Here is an 11984-nt window from a genome sequence, read left to right as displayed (position 1 = left end):
GTTGTACCGAGCAGTCGCGCACCCCCAGGGCGAGCACCTGGCCCTGGCCGTCGCCGAACACTTGAACCTCAAGGTGCCGGGCCCGTTCGATGTACTTCTCGATGAACACACCGGCGTCGCTGAAATTGTTCTGCCCGAGGCGCTTGACCGCTTCGAAGGATTCGCTCAACTCGGTGGCGCTGCGGCACACCCGCATGCCGATGCCGCCGCCGCCCGCCGTGCTTTTCAGCATCACCGGATAGCCGACTTGGGCGCCGGCCAGCAGTGCCGCCTCGACACTGTCGAGCAGCTCGGTGCCTTCGAGCAACGGCACGTCGTGCTGTCGGGCCAGGGCGCGAGCGGTGTGCTTGAGGCCGAACACCCGCAGTTGCTCCGGCGTCGGGCCGATGAAGGCAATGCCGGCGGCCTCGCAGGCTTCGGCGAAAGCGGCGTTCTCCGAGAGAAAACCGTAGCCGGGATGAATCGCCGTCGCACCGCTGCTTCGGGCGACTTCCAGGAGTTTGTCCAGCGCCAGGTAGGTGCCGGCCGCGGCGCCGTCGCCCAGGCAATGGGCTTCATCGGCCTGGAGGATGTGCAGGCTGGCGGCGTCGGCTTGGGAGTACACCGCGACGCCCTTGACCTGCATCTGGTGCAAGGTACGCAGGATGCGGCAGGCGATGGCGCCACGGTTGGCGATGAGGATTTTTTCGAACATGGCATTGCCCCCTCAGGCATGGGTGCTGCCTGAACCGGGATGCGGGCCGTCCCGCAGTTGTCGATGGCCTACGGGGTCGTCCCCGTGAGCGAAACCAAAGCCCAGATTCCCCCAGGGGATGGGTGGTGTTTCATAAATATCCTGTTTATTTGATGCACTGCCCCGCACGGCTCTGGCACAGCATGAACAGCCAACGGCGCAGGCGCGCGAATTTCAGTTCCATATCAAAAGCTCCGCAGGCGTGGGGTTGTAGGCGTTGCACGGGTTGTTCAGTTGCGGGCAGTTGGAAATCAGTACGATCACGTCCATTTCCGCCCGCAGGTCGACGTATTTGCCCGGTGCCGAAATGCCATCTTCGAAGCTCAGGCCGCCGTCGGCGGTGACCGGCACGTTCATGAAAAAGTTGATGTTAGGGCCGATGTCGCCCTTGCCCAGGCGACCGTCGTGGGCACAGGCCCGCAGATAGTTGTCCCGGCAGCTGTGCATGTAGCGCTTCTCCAGGGCGTAGCGCACGGTGTTGCTTTCCTGGGCACAAGCGCCGCCGAGGGTGTCGTGGCGCCCGCAGGTGTCTTCGATGATGGTCAGCATCGGACGGCCGAGGTTGGAATACAGCACGCTGCCGGTACTCAGGTAGACATTGTTCTGCCGGCGCAGGGTGCGTTGCACGTCATAGCGTTCCTTGGGGTTGGCCAGGCTGTAGAACAGCGTGTCGACTGCCTGGTTGCCTTCCAGGTCGAGAATGCGCAGGGTCTGGCCCGCCTTGACCTCTGTCAGCCAGGGTTCGCCGGCGGGAATCGTGGCGCGATAGAGGGCGGTGTCGGGTTGCTTGTGTGCGGTGCTGATGGCGAATGACATGTCTGCGATCCTCAGGCGAACAGGCGGTCGGTGTTGATGAAGCCGCGCTGGTTTTCCGGGCGCGAATGACGGCAGTGCTCGGCGACGCTGGCATTGGCATTCATCCAGCTGAGCTTGACCGGTTGCGGGGCGTATTGCGGATTCGGGTCCATCGGGTGTTGCAACGCGGTCAGCACCACCAGGGTGTCCATCGGGGCGTACAGCTCGATGAAATCGCCAGCCCTGGAGTTGCCCTCGACGAAATGAAACTGCCCGGCCTCGTCGACATCGACACGGCTGAACAGGTTGAGGGTCATCAGCAGGTCGGACAGGCCCAGCCCCCATTTGCCCAGTTCCACCAGCAGGTTGTCGGTGCCGTTGCGAAAGAAGCCGTTGCGCAGTTCCTGGTACCGACCCTGGCCGTATTTCTCGGCGACTTCCTCGGCGCAGAGCACGCCTCCCAGGCTGTCGCTCCAGCCGCAGGTGTCAGCGGTGATCGCCGCCAGCACCCGACCCATGTCCGAGTACAGGCAATGACCGGCGGTGAGCTTGGCGGTGTGCTGGCACTTGAGGCTGTCCGGCAGGTTCAGGCGTTCGGTTTTCTCGTTGGCATTGAGCAGCGTCATGCTCACGTTGGCCCCGCCGCGCAAATCGGTCAGGCGCAGCAACTGGCCACGCTTGAGCACGAACGAGCGATGGCCGCCGCCGGGCAGCAGTTCTTCGGCGAAGGGTGGAAACAGTTGGATCGAATCGGTCATGTAAAAGCTCCTTTTCAAGCGATACGCAACGCACCGGCCAGGCCGGCGGACGCTGCCTCGACGGCGGCATGGGCGGTGCGTCGATCGCTGTTCAATGGGATGTCGTAGGTGATGCGCGCGCCGTAGGCGCCCGGGGCGTGGGGGTCGACTCGCACCTTGTCGAATACCAGCAGGCGCGTGCCGAGGCTGAAACCTTCGGACAGGTCGTGGGTGACCATGAACACGGTCAGGCGGGTCTCGCGCCAAAGCGCCAGCAGCAGGGCATGCATGTCTTTGCGAATGCCGGGATCGAGGGCGCCGAAGGGTTCATCCAGGAGCAGGACGCGCGGTCGCATGATCAACGCCTGGGCAATCGCCAGCCGTTGCTGCATGCCGCCGGAGAGCTGCGCCGGGTATTTATCCAGGGCCTGGCCGAGGCCGACTTTGTCCAGCAATCGCGCGGCTTCTTCCTGGGCCTGGCGCTTGGCGCTACCGAACAGACGCCCCAGCACCGGCGAGCGTGGCAGCTCCAGGCCCAGGGCCACATTGTCCAGCGCCGTCAGGTGCGGGAATACCGAATAGCGCTGGAACACCACGCCCCGGCTGGCATCCGGCTCGCCCGCCAAGGGCTCGCCATCCAGCAGGATCTGTCCGCGACTGGCCTGTTCCTGGCCCAGCAATAACCTGAGGAAGGTCGATTTGCCGCAACCCGACGCGCCCACCAGGGTGCAGAACTCGCCCTCGGCGACACTCAGGTTCAAGCGTTCGAGCACCACCTGATCGGCATACTGTTGCCAGACATTGTTCACCGTGATGAAGCTCATGCCTTCGCCCCTTCATACCAGGGGAACGCTTGGCGAGTCAGGCGCTTGAGACCCCAGTCCATCAGCCAGGCGAGCAAGGTGATCCACACCACGTATGGCAGGATCACGTCCATCGCCAGGTAACGACGCACGAGGAAAATCCGATAGCCCAGGCCATCGGTGGAGGCGATGGCTTCGGCGGCGATCAGGAACAGCCAGGCCGAACCCAGCATCAGCCGCAGGGAAATCAACAGCCGCGGCAATAGCTGTGGCAGGACCACGCGCAGGATCAGGGTCCAGGTGGACGCACCGAGGGTCTGGGCCTTGATCAGCAGTTCACGGGGAATTTCCCGGGCGCGCTGTTCCAGGTCCCGGGCCAGGCATGGTGTGACGCCGATGACAATGAGCATCACCTTCGACAACTCCCCAAGGCCGAAGACAATGAACAGGATCGGCAGGATGGCCAACGGCGGCACCATCGAGACCACGGTGAGCAAGGGCGACAGCGGCGCGCCCAGCAGTGGCAGCGTGCCGGCGGCGATCCCCAGGCAGAGCCCGGCCAGGGCACTGATGCCCAGGCCGATGGCCAGCCGGCGCAGGCTCGACGCGGTGTCCTGCCAGAGCAGGTAATCGCCGCTGCGAGCATCGGCGGTGAAAGCCAGGCGTTTCACCGCGTCGCTCATCTGTGTCGCGCTGGGGAGCAGCTTGTCGTTGGGGTTGTCCGTCAACCGTTCGGCCGAGCCAGTGAAATAGGCGAACAACACCAGCGCGAAGGGCAGGATCACCAGCAACAAGCGGCTGGGGCGGTCCGGGTAGCGGTTGATCAGGCGCATGCCAGGTCCTCCGGTTACAGCTTGGCGTCGGCGGCCAGCTGTACGTAGGTGGGATCGAAGCGCAGCTTGAGGTTGGCCTTGTCGCCAAGGATCACGCCGTTGGCGAATGCCATGCCGACCGCGTCGGCGTTCTTGGCGCCTTCGCCCAGCAGACCGTGGCGGAACGAGAAGTCCGCCACCTTGCGCTGCGTGTCGGGCAGTTGCCCGCTGGTGGCGAAGCCGAGCGCTTCCTGGGGCGTGGCGAACAGCCTGGTGGTGTCCAGCTGCGCCTGGAAACCCGCCAGGTCGGTGCCCGAGGCTTTCGCCATGTGCTCCAGCGCCGCCTTGCTGGCTGCGTTTTTCGCATTCATCAGCGCCACCACCTCGAACCAGGCGCCGGTCAATGCCTTGCCCAGGGCCGGGTTGTCCTGGAGGGTCTGGGTGTTGACCACCATCATGTCCATGATCTCGCCGGGGATCTGGCTGGAGTTGAACACTTCGCTCACCCCAGGCTGGGCCTTGATGTCCGAGAGCATCGGGTTCCAGGTAGTGATGGCCTTGACCTGTTCGGTGTTGAACGCGGCGGAGATGTCGGCGTCGGAGGTGTTGACGACCTTCAGGTCTTTTTCGGTCAGGCCAACCGAGTCCAGGGCCCGGGCCAACAGGTAGTGCGAGACCGACAGCTCCACCAGGTTCACGTCCATGCCCTTGAGGTCCGTCACTTTCTTGCCTTCGCCCTTGATGACGACGCCGTCGTTGCCGTTGGAGAAGTCACTGACGATCAGGGCGGTGCTGTCCACGCCACCGGCCGCGGGAATGGTCAGGGCATCCATGTTCGTCATGGTGCAGCCATCGAACTGACCGGCGGTGTACTGGTTGATGGATTCGACGTAGTCGTTGAGCTGCACGACATCGATCTTGATGCCGTACTTCTTCGCCCATTTGTCGACGATGCCCTGGCTACCGGCATATTCCCAAGGCATCCAGCCGGCATAGATGGTCCAGCAAACGCTGAAGTGGTCTTTCTGCGCGGCGGTGGACGAAAGGCTGGCGAGGGCCGCGAAGGCGGCGAGAAGCAGAGAGGACAGACGAAGCTTGAACATGGGGGTTCTCCAGTTGATCAAGGGCGGACAGGAGCAACGCGGCACCGTGAACGGTGGCTTGTCTCCCGGGCTTTTTTCCCGCCGTGTAACCTCAACTGGAGGTCGCCAACTCTCGGACCAGCCACTCGCCAGAGGCGAGCCGGAACCCTAGTCAGCCATTGCAAATTGTGGTGCCGCGAACCTGTGATGACTCCTGCACGGGGATTGTTTAAGCGAGAGCCGTGCCAAGTCGGCAAAAGGCCCGAGCCAGAGAGATCGGACTTGGAAAGATGCTGTGAAGCGCTTGATGAGTGCTTGGTTGTGGTGCCGGGGCGCACCGCAATGAGGCAAAAAGCTACATGTTTCGAGTTGTTGCGGCGTCGCACCAGATTCCGATTTCACTGTCTGATTTATCGTCAGTCACCCAATAGTTGACTGCCGCCCATCAGCGTCGCTGATGCGGCCCATTCGCGGTCCAGGAGGCCGCCATGTATCGACGACTGCTGCTCACTGCGTTTCTCGGATTGACTCTCTCGGCCTGCGCGCCTTACTACGACGCAGACTCCAGCTATTACCGCTCCGAGGTCTACACCTCACCGGCGCCGGCTTATTACAGCGGCGGAAGCTATTACTATTCGGCTCCGCGTGGCTACTACGCCCCGCGGTATTACCAACCGGCGCCACGCTACTATTCGGCACCGCGCTACTATCAACACGGCCCTCGCTATTATTCGCCACCGCGGGCGGCCTATCGGCCTTATCCGCATCGGGGCGGCTGGGATGGCCGCGATCGGGGCGGTTGGGATGACAACCGTCGTCACCGAGACGGACGTGATCATCGAGGACGGCGCGATCATGATGGACGAGGCTACCACCGCTGATCGGCAGACCATGAAAAGCGGCGCATCGAGCGCCGCTTTTTTTGTGCCTGGCAGAAACCATTCTATTCGTTGGGCAAGTCCGCCAACGGGTGTCGGCCTTCCCAGGCCTTGTGGAAATGTGCCTCCACCGCGGCCTCGGGTACGTGGTTGATGTCCGGCCAGTGCCAGCGGGGCTTGTGGTCCTTGTCGATCAGCCGCGCGCGCACGCCCTCGCTGAATTCCGGATGCCGGCAGCAATTGAGGCTCATGGTGTATTCCATGCGGAACACACCGGCCAGGGACAGATGCCGGGCCCGGGCGATCTGCTCCCATACCAGGCAGGCGGTCAGGGGTGAGCCTTCGGTCATGGTCCGGGCGGCCCGGGCAATCAACGGGTCCTGGTCTTCCACCAGCAGGTTCAAGGCTTTCCAGGCGCAACGCACGTCGCTGACATCCAGCCATTCGTCGATTTTCTGCCGACGCGGCAGCCATTGGGCTTCGGGCAGTCGATCGAAGGCCTCTTGCTGCAGGGCCTTGAGCAGGCTGTTGAGCTGCATGTCGGTCTGTTCCTGCCAGTTGAGCTGCAACAGGCCTTCGATCAGATCGTCCTGTTGTTCGTCGAGCAGGAAACGGTCGGCTAGGCCCAGGTCGATGGCGTCCCTGGCATTCATGTGGGCGCCGGTCAGGCCGAGGAACAGGCCAAGCTTGCCCGGCAGGCGAGACAGGAACCAACTGGCGCCGACGTCCGGGTACAGGCCGATGCTGATTTCCGGCATGGCCAGGCGACTGCTGGGCGTGACGATCCGCGTGCTTGCACCTTGCAGCAGGCCCATCCCGCCACCGAGTACATAGCCGTGGCCCCAGCAGATCAAGGGTTTGGGATAGGTATGCAGGTTGAAGTCCAGTCGGTATTCAGCCGCGAAAAACTGTGCTGCCAATGGCGGTACTTCACCAGGGTGGGCACGGCAGGCTTCCACCAGGCTGCGTACTTCACCGCCGGCACAGAATGCCTTGGCGCCGTTGCCCCGCAGCAATACACAAACCACTTGCGGTTCCCTGGCCCAGGCATCGAGACGATCACGCAGGGCGTTGATCATGGGCAGGGACAAGGCGTTCAGGGATTTTTCGGCATCCAGGGTGGCGATGCCGATACGGGCGCCGTCGATGCCAATGAGCTCTTCGAAGTGCAGGTTCATCGTGACCTCGATCAGAAATTTGAATGATCAGTATGACTGCTGCGTGGGAAAATGCCGGATCAAACGCCGAAGCCATGTCGGATCAATTGACAAGCCTTGTGGGCTTTCCTAGGGTGCGCCCATTGTTTTTATCGGGTGCAATCATGACTGCCGACGACCGTATCAAACTCGAGCCGAGCTGGAAGCAGGCACTGCGTGCCGAGTTCGACCAACCCTACATGGCGCAGTTGCGCGAATTCCTGCGCCAGGAGTACGCAGCCGGCAAGCAGATCTATCCACCGGCTTCGCTGATTTTCAATGCCCTCAATTCCACGCCCCTGGACAAGGTCAAGGTGGTGATCCTCGGCCAGGACCCGTATCACGGCCCGGGCCAGGCCCATGGCCTGTGTTTTTCGGTACAGCCGGGCGTGCCGGCGCCGCCATCGCTGGTGAACATCTTCAAGGAATTGAAACGTGACCTGAACATCGATATCCCCAACCATGGCTACCTGCAAAGCTGGGCCGATCAGGGGGTGTTGCTGCTCAACACCACCATGACCGTGGAACGTGCCAACGCCAACTCCCACGCGGGCAAGGGCTGGCAACATTTTACCGATCGGGTCATCGAGGTGGTCAGCGAGCATCAGCCGCACCTGGTCTTCCTGCTATGGGGCGCTCATGCGCAGAGCAAGCAGAAGCTGATCGACGCCACCAAGCACCTGGTGCTGACTTCGGTCCATCCATCGCCGTTGTCGGCTTACCGGGGTTTCCTGGGGTGCGGGCATTTCAGCCGGGCCAACAAGTTCCTCGAACAGCATGGTGATACGCCGATCGATTGGCGATTGCCGCCGCTTTGATGCGCAAGCCCCTCGCGAGCAGGCCCGCTCTCACCTGTGTGGCTTGTGAGAGCGAGCCTGCTCGCGATGGGGGCAAACGGTCATCAACTTGAGGCCGGCTTGCGCATCCAGTACCTGAACAACGGTTCCGCCAGGAACAGCACGAACAACAAACGCATCACCTGCAATGCCGTCACCAGCGGCACCGACAGCTGCAGGGTCTCTGCCGTCAGGCTCATCTCCGCGATACCGCCGGGCATCATGCCCAGTGTCAGCGAGCGCAGGTCCAGATGCGTCAACGTGCTCAGGCCCAGGGCCGCCAGGGTGGCGATCAGCATCGTCAACACGGTGCCCACCAGCGTGCGTCCCATGAAGGATGGCGCCCGGCGGAAAAACTGCCGGTTGAAGTGGCAGCCCAGGCCACTGCCGATCAGCCATTGGCCGATCTGGCTGCCGCCATGGGGCAGGCTGATGTGCAGGTCCCAGGCGACACTCACCACCGCGCTCACCAGCAGAGGGCCGAACAACCATGGGTTGGGTTGACGCAGGCGCTCCCAGATCCAGGCGAGCAGGGCGCCGGCGGGGAACAGGATGGCCAGCCACAGCCAGTCCACGGTGGTGGCGTGCTGCACCGGGGCGCCTTGGCCCAGCAAATACTTGAACGCGGCCGGTACGCACAGCACCACCACCAGGACCCGCAGGCTCTGGCCCGCAGCGACACGACTCAGGTCCGCGCCATTGCGCGCGCCGAGGTTGACCATCTCACCGGAGCCGCCCGGCATGCTGGAAAAAAAGGCGGTGGCGCGGTCTTCGCCGGTGCGGCGCATCAGCCAGACACTCACCACGCTGGACACGCTGGTGATCAGCGCGCCGAAAAAAATCAGGCCGAAATGACTCAGGACCTGTTCCATCACCACTGGCGTGAAGTGCAGGCCGATGCCGATGCCCACCACCCATTGGCCGCATTTGCGGCCGCCGGGAATTTCCGCCAATTGCCATGGGGTCAGGCAACGCACCAGGATGATCGCCAGCAACGAGCCGACCATCCACGGCAGGGGCCAGCCGATCAGGCTGGCCAGGTAACCGCCGGCCAGGCCGACCAGCGGTGTTCCCCACCATTGTCTGAAAGTCGCTTCAGACATTGGCCAGGGCGCGACGTTGTGCGGCGCGACGGCGCCAGATCCGTAGCAGTGGCATGAACAGCATGATAGCCGTCAGTACCCAGCAGCCGAAGGCGATCGGGCTCGACCAGAGGATTTCCAGCCCGCCGTTGGAGATCGACAACGCACGACGCAGGTTCTGTTCCATCAGGCCGCCGAGGATGAAGCCCAGCAGCACTGGCGACAGTGGGAAGTCCAGCTTGCGCAGGATGTAGCCGAAGATACCGATGCCAATCATCAGGAACAGGTCGAACGTGGTGGCGTGCACCGCGTAGACGCCGATGCCGGTGATGATTGCGATCACCGGTACCAGGGCCCAGTTCGGCACGGCCAGGATGCGAGTGAAGACACGGATCATCGGGATGTTGAGGATCACCAGCATGATGTTGGCGATGAACAGCGACGCGATCAGGCCCCAGACAATGTCCGGCTGCTGCTGGAACAACAGTGGACCCGGGGTGATGTTGTACAGCGACAACGCGCCGATCATCACTGCCGTGGTACCCGAACCAGGCACGCCAAGGGTCAGCATCGGCACCAGTGCACCGCAGGCGGCACCGCCGATGGCCGTTTCCGGGGCGGCGAGACCGCGCTTGTCTCCTTGGCCGAACGTACCACTGGCGCCAGCGATGCGTTTTTCAGTCATGTAGGCCACGGCGCTGGCCAGGGTGGCACCGGCTCCTGGCAGCACGCCCATGATGAAGCCGAGCACGCCGCAACGCAGGTTCACGATGAAGACCGATGCCGCTTCCTTGAAGTTGAACATCATCCGCCCGGTGGCTTTCACCGCTTCCTGGCCGTGATGAGTCTTTTCCAGCATCAACAGGATTTCACTGATGGAGAACAGGCCCAGGACCAGTACGACGAACTGAATGCCGTCGGCCAGATGAACGTTGTCACCGGTGAAACGGTACACACCACTGTTGGCATCGATCCCGACTGCCGACAGGAACAGGCCGATCAACGCTGCAATGAACGTCTTGAGCGGCCGGTCGCCCGCCATGCCTCCGAGGCAGACAATGGCGAAGACCATCAGGACAAAATATTCCGCCGGTCCGAAGGCAATCGCCCATTTGGCCAGCAAGGGCGCAAAGAGCACCATGCCGCAGGTGGCGATGAAGGCGCCGATGAACGAGCTCCATGCCGACAGGGACAATGCCACCCCGGCCAGGCCCTGGCGTGCCATCGGATAGCCGTCGAGGGTAGTCATCACGGTGGACGCTTCACCGGGAATATTGAGCAGGATCGAGCTGATGCGCCCGCCGTATTCGCAACCCAGATACACCGCGGCCAGCAGGATCAGTGCCGATTCAGGCGGCAGGCCCAGGGCGAAGGCGATGGGGATCAGCAGCGCCACGCCATTGATCGGGCCCAGGCCCGGCAACAGGCCAACCACGGTGCCGATCAGGGTACCGGTCAGTGCGGTGACGAGGTTATAGGGCGTCATGGCAACGCCGAAACCCTGGCCAAGATAATTCAGGGTATCCATATCAGTTCTCCAGGACGTCGAGCAGGCCCAGGGGCAGGGGAACGTCCATCAACTTGTCGAACAATAGATAAAGACCAATGGCCATCAGGCTGATGATCACCACGCTCGGGATCCAGCGACCGCCATACAGGCGGGCCATTGGTACGCCGGTCAGGACACTGGCGAGGATGAAGCCCAGGGGCTCGAAGGTGCCGGCGAATATCAGCAGCAGCGCCACGCAGATGCCGATCTTCTTCAGGGTTTCACGGTCCAGCTGCCGGTCTTCATCGCTGTGCACGATGGGGGCCGGACGGAACACCATGTACAGCAATGCCGCGCCCATCAGCCCCAGCATCAGCAGGGGAAAGGCGCGCGGGCCGACAGGCTCGTAGGAAAACGCTGCCTGATACGGCCAGGCCATCAGCGCGAGGCCGATGCAGACCAGCAGTAGCACCGCAGCAAAAATTCGTTGGATGGTGAGCATGACTAACTCCTGGGCGGCGCCGGTGATGCCGGCGCCGCCACGTGAACAGAGACGGTTACTGGATCAGGCCGAACTCTTTGGCCAGCACCTTGTAATCAGCCACTTGTTTCTTCACGTAGGTGTCCAGCTCCGGACCGGTCATGGCAAACGGGAACAGCTCGCGCTGGTCACGCAGCTTGGCGAACTCCTGCGAAGCCAGCAGCTTGTCGAACGCCTCTTTCCACCAGGCGTAGTCTTCGTCGCTGACCTTTGGCCCGAGGTAGAAGCCGCGAACCACTGGCCAGACGATGTCGTAGCCCTGTTCGCGAGCGGTGGGGATTTCCTTCATTTCTGGCTCATCGATGCGCTTCTCGGCGAACACCGCCAGCAGACGCATGTCACCGCTCTGGATGTGCGGCATGGAGTCGGAAATGTCGGTACTGCCGACCTGGATGTGTCCGCCCAGCAGGGCCGTGGCGATCTCGCCGCCGCCTTCGAGTGCCACGTAGCGCAGGTCGCGAGGGTTGATGCCGGCGGCCTTGGCGATCAGGGCCGTCTGCATCCAGTCCTGGCTGCCCACGGTGCCGCCGGAACCGATGACCACCGAGCCCGGATCTTTCTTCAGGGCCTGGACCAGATCGTCCAGGGTCTTGTAGGGCGAATCGCTTTTCACCGCGATGGCGCCATAGCTGGTGCCGACAGCGGCCAGCCAGCGCACGGCGCTTTCATCGAAGCGACCGAATTTGCCCTGGGCCAGGTTCAGCAGCGAACCGCTGGACCAGGCCACCAGCGTACCGGCATCGGCGGGGCGCTGGGCGACTACTGCGTTGTAGGCCACCGCGCCAACACCGCCCGGCATGTAGGTGACGCGCATCGGCTTGGTCAGCAATTTCTCATTGACCAGCGCACTCTGCGCCAGCTTGCAGGTCAGGTCGAAGCCACCGCCAGGGGAGGCCGGGGCGATGCATTCGGGGCGCTTGGGTTCGGCGAGCAGTTGCCCGGCGAATACCAGGCAACCGGCGGCGAGAGCGATTTTACGCAGTGATGGGCTCATTACGGT

General features: G+C 62.9%; 13 protein-coding genes and 1 riboswitch. Of the genes, 2 read left to right on the top strand and 11 right to left on the bottom strand.

The genetic code is table 11. From position 1 onward, the window contains the following. The 6 genes from BW992_RS26735 to BW992_RS26710 form a co-directional block, all read right to left on the bottom strand. Positions 1-694: biotin carboxylase N-terminal domain-containing protein (locus BW992_RS26735; protein WP_331717118.1), on the bottom strand; the 694-nt coding region annotated here is incomplete at its 3' end. A gap of 213 nt (positions 695-907) precedes the next feature. Continuing rightward, positions 908-1549, bottom strand: a complete 642-nt coding sequence (locus tag BW992_RS26730; protein WP_072431914.1) for an urea amidolyase associated protein UAAP2 — start codon at positions 1547-1549, stop codon at positions 908-910. An 11-nt stretch (positions 1550-1560) separates the two neighbouring features. Then, complete coding sequence (locus tag BW992_RS26725; RefSeq protein WP_072398671.1) at positions 1561-2286, bottom strand: urea amidolyase associated protein UAAP1; 726 nt, start codon at positions 2284-2286, stop codon at positions 1561-1563. 14 nt (positions 2287-2300) lie between these two features. Continuing rightward, positions 2301-3089, bottom strand: a complete 789-nt coding sequence (locus BW992_RS26720; RefSeq protein WP_072459288.1) for an ABC transporter ATP-binding protein — start codon at positions 3087-3089, stop codon at positions 2301-2303. Beyond that, entirely contained in the window at positions 3086-3901 is an 816-nt protein-coding gene (locus BW992_RS26715) for an ABC transporter permease (protein WP_072398673.1), read from the bottom strand. Before BW992_RS26715 ends, BW992_RS26720 begins: the two co-directional genes overlap by 4 nt. Before the next feature lie 14 nt (positions 3902-3915). Continuing rightward, positions 3916-4983, bottom strand: a complete 1068-nt coding sequence (locus BW992_RS26710; RefSeq protein ID WP_072431915.1) for a putative urea ABC transporter substrate-binding protein — start codon at positions 4981-4983, stop codon at positions 3916-3918. Between the two features lie 60 nt (positions 4984-5043). Then, a riboswitch (guanidine-I (ykkC/yxkD leader) is annotated at positions 5044-5145 on the bottom strand. 305 nt (positions 5146-5450) lie between these two features. Here BW992_RS26710 and BW992_RS26705 point away from each other — a divergent pair. After that, on the top strand, positions 5451-5843 hold the full coding sequence (locus tag BW992_RS26705) for a hypothetical protein (protein ID WP_072398675.1): 393 nt from the start codon (positions 5451-5453) through the stop codon (positions 5841-5843). A 62-nt stretch (positions 5844-5905) separates the two neighbouring features. Here BW992_RS26705 and BW992_RS26700 read toward each other — a convergent pair whose 3' ends face one another. Next, a complete protein-coding gene (locus tag BW992_RS26700) occupies positions 5906-7018 on the bottom strand; it encodes an enoyl-CoA hydratase/isomerase family protein (RefSeq protein WP_076407304.1) in 1113 nt (370 codons plus the stop codon). Positions 7019-7158: 140 nt separating this feature from the next. Here BW992_RS26700 and ung point away from each other — a divergent pair, with 140 nt between their 5' ends. Beyond that, on the top strand, positions 7159-7854 hold the full coding sequence (gene ung / locus BW992_RS26695; protein WP_165887909.1) for a uracil-DNA glycosylase: 696 nt from the start codon (positions 7159-7161) through the stop codon (positions 7852-7854). 83 nt (positions 7855-7937) lie between these two features. Here ung and BW992_RS26690 read toward each other — a convergent pair whose 3' ends face one another. The 4 genes from BW992_RS26690 to BW992_RS26675 are packed head-to-tail and all read right to left on the bottom strand — an operon-like array spanning position 7938 to position 11978. After that, a complete protein-coding gene (locus BW992_RS26690) occupies positions 7938-8975 on the bottom strand; it encodes an AbrB family transcriptional regulator (RefSeq protein WP_072431918.1) in 1038 nt (345 codons plus the stop codon). Next, on the bottom strand, positions 8968-10482 hold the full coding sequence (locus BW992_RS26685; RefSeq protein WP_072398679.1) for a tripartite tricarboxylate transporter permease: 1515 nt from the start codon (positions 10480-10482) through the stop codon (positions 8968-8970). The genes BW992_RS26690 and BW992_RS26685 overlap by 8 nt, the downstream gene beginning before the upstream one ends. A gap of 1 nt (position 10483) precedes the next feature. Then, a complete protein-coding gene (locus BW992_RS26680; RefSeq protein ID WP_072398680.1) occupies positions 10484-10945 on the bottom strand; it encodes a tripartite tricarboxylate transporter TctB family protein in 462 nt (153 codons plus the stop codon). A gap of 55 nt (positions 10946-11000) precedes the next feature. Beyond that, a complete protein-coding gene (locus tag BW992_RS26675) occupies positions 11001-11978 on the bottom strand; it encodes a Bug family tripartite tricarboxylate transporter substrate binding protein (protein ID WP_072398681.1) in 978 nt (325 codons plus the stop codon). Positions 11979-11984 lie beyond the last annotated feature (6 nt).

Source organism: Pseudomonas sp. 7SR1, assembly GCF_900156465.1.
Lineage (GTDB): Bacteria > Pseudomonadota > Gammaproteobacteria > Pseudomonadales > Pseudomonadaceae > Aquipseudomonas.
This window is presented reverse-complemented; position numbering and strand designations above follow the sequence as displayed.

Excerpts from the sequence above, each read along its gene's own strand:
- BW992_RS26705 (WP_072398675.1), top strand. The coding sequence starts at position 5,451 with ATGTATCGACGACTGCTGCTCACTGCGTTTCTCGGATTGACTCTCTCG.
- BW992_RS26725 (WP_072398671.1), bottom strand. The coding sequence starts at position 2,286 with ATGACCGATTCGATCCAACTGTTTCCACCCTTCGCCGAAGAACTGCTG.
- BW992_RS26685 (WP_072398679.1), bottom strand. The coding sequence starts at position 10,482 with ATGGATACCCTGAATTATCTTGGCCAGGGTTTCGGCGTTGCCATGACG.
- BW992_RS26730 (WP_072431914.1), bottom strand. The coding sequence starts at position 1,549 with ATGTCATTCGCCATCAGCACCGCACACAAGCAACCCGACACCGCCCTC.
- BW992_RS26700 (WP_076407304.1), bottom strand. The coding sequence starts at position 7,018 with ATGAACCTGCACTTCGAAGAGCTCATTGGCATCGACGGCGCCCGTATC.
- BW992_RS26710 (WP_072431915.1), bottom strand. The coding sequence starts at position 4,983 with ATGTTCAAGCTTCGTCTGTCCTCTCTGCTTCTCGCCGCCTTCGCGGCC.
- BW992_RS26675 (WP_072398681.1), bottom strand. The coding sequence starts at position 11,978 with ATGAGCCCATCACTGCGTAAAATCGCTCTCGCCGCCGGTTGCCTGGTA.
- BW992_RS26680 (WP_072398680.1), bottom strand. The coding sequence starts at position 10,945 with ATGCTCACCATCCAACGAATTTTTGCTGCGGTGCTACTGCTGGTCTGC.
- BW992_RS26715 (WP_072398673.1), bottom strand. The coding sequence starts at position 3,901 with ATGCGCCTGATCAACCGCTACCCGGACCGCCCCAGCCGCTTGTTGCTG.
- BW992_RS26690 (WP_072431918.1), bottom strand. The coding sequence starts at position 8,975 with ATGTCTGAAGCGACTTTCAGACAATGGTGGGGAACACCGCTGGTCGGC.
- BW992_RS26720 (WP_072459288.1), bottom strand. The coding sequence starts at position 3,089 with ATGAGCTTCATCACGGTGAACAATGTCTGGCAACAGTATGCCGATCAG.